The sequence below is a fragment of the Shewanella sp. T24-MNA-CIBAN-0130 genome, assembly GCF_040310185.1.
Taxonomy (GTDB): Bacteria; Pseudomonadota; Gammaproteobacteria; order Enterobacterales; family Shewanellaceae; genus Shewanella; species Shewanella psychromarinicola.
On record NZ_JBEOPP010000118.1, the window covers coordinates 1 to 1,340 of the forward strand.

General features: G+C 43.4%; 3 protein-coding genes and 1 pseudogene. 2 read left to right on the forward strand and 2 right to left on the reverse strand.

Translation table 11 applies throughout. The features are described 5' to 3' along the window. Positions 1-17: 17 nt before the first annotated feature. The gene (gene tnpB, locus AAEZ02_RS21680; protein ID WP_164839458.1) at positions 18-353 is read right to left on the reverse strand and encodes an IS66 family insertion sequence element accessory protein TnpB; all 336 of its coding nucleotides are present in this window, start codon (positions 351-353) and stop codon (positions 18-20) included. Positions 354-403: 50 nt separating this feature from the next. Further along, the gene (locus AAEZ02_RS21685) at positions 404-715 is read right to left on the reverse strand and encodes a hypothetical protein (protein ID WP_124013318.1); all 312 of its coding nucleotides are present in this window, start codon (positions 713-715) and stop codon (positions 404-406) included. Positions 716-769: 54 nt separating this feature from the next. On the opposite strand from AAEZ02_RS21685, the gene AAEZ02_RS21690 reads away from it, so the two are divergent. Both AAEZ02_RS21690 and AAEZ02_RS21695 read left to right on the forward strand, forming a co-directional pair. Then, positions 770-991, forward strand: coding sequence for a site-specific integrase (locus tag AAEZ02_RS21690; protein ID WP_124013319.1), 222 nt, complete (start codon positions 770-772; stop codon positions 989-991). A gap of 117 nt (positions 992-1,108) precedes the next feature. Continuing rightward, positions 1,109-1,231 (forward strand): annotated as a pseudogene (locus AAEZ02_RS21695) (transposase domain-containing protein); the annotation flags it as partial. Between the last annotated feature and the right edge of the window lie 109 nt (positions 1,232-1,340).

Here is a 1,340-nt window from a genome sequence, read left to right on the forward strand (position 1 = left end):
ATTGCTGTTTTTTTGACTTAAATAAGATCGTGTTTTTGCCACATTGGATCGCAGTTCAGCAACAGCTGCCGTAACTGTTTGGCGATGAACGGTTCAATATTTTGGCTTGAATCAGGCCAATGTAAAAACCTGCCTTTTGATAATCGTTTGGTCATCAACCAAAAACCGGTGCCGTCATACGATGATGCACGGACCATGGTTTTATTGCGGTTAATAAAGACGAACACCGAGCCAGAGCGAGGGTTAGCGGATAATTTATAGCGGCATAGTGCCGCTAAGCCATCAATCCCCTGACGAAAGTCGGCAGGTGCAATAGCGATTAATATATGCTTATCAGCAGTCAGATGTATCACGATTTCAACGCCCTGATCAGCGAAATAAGGGTCTGTGGATCGTCAATGCCTTATAAAGACATCGTATCTCCCTGAAAGAACTTGAGCTCTACGTTAAAAGTTGTTTGCGTAGACGGTGCTAAAATGGGTAGGTGCACAAACTGGGGGTTATTTACAGGAGGGCTAATGCTATTTCGCCACTGTTTAAGCTGGCTGCCACTTATCCGTAGCACGGATGTTATTTTGCTAGAAGAATAATGTTCGAGTAATCCAACGGCTTGTTCACGTAATGTATTTGGGGTTGGTACCTGACGGCCATTTCTGTTGCTACGCCAGCACTCAAAAGCAGTGGAGAGTGTCGATAATAGGTCTGAATTTGACATGATTGCATCCTGATTATTGAGTAGCGATCATTAAATCAGTTTACAAGATAGAAGTTGAACTATGCTGCCGTAAGCTCACTGCTTAGCGCCGGTGTTGATACCACGGTAATAGCGATGTGGCTTGGACATGAATCTACACAAACGACACAAAGATACTTACATGCTCATATGGCACTGAAGGAAGCGGCATTAGCGAAAGTAGCGCCATTTAATAAGCACAGTGATCTTCACTATAAACCGAGCGATAAGTTGTTAGGTTTTCTCACCAGCCTGTAGTTCTAGGATTAAACTATGCCGAATAGAAACTGGATCCTTACAGTTAAATGACAGTAATACCAGCACACTTATGAAATTGGGCAGCATGTGTTCGGCATAGTTTTTCTTTCGTTATAAACCGCCAAAGCCAACGGCTTAATCCCTTTCGATTACATCGAACACTGTCTGGAACAACTATCGTACGCTAACTGCGATCTCAATAAGCTCTTACCCTGGAATATAACTCTAGCCAAGGCGTAGTTCACCGGACTCTCACTAGATAGTTCACATAACCCCCCTGTGTCAGGATTGTTGTCACCCCTTAAAATCATCCAATAATTAAATAGAGGGGGCGGTCAATGAGAGCTCA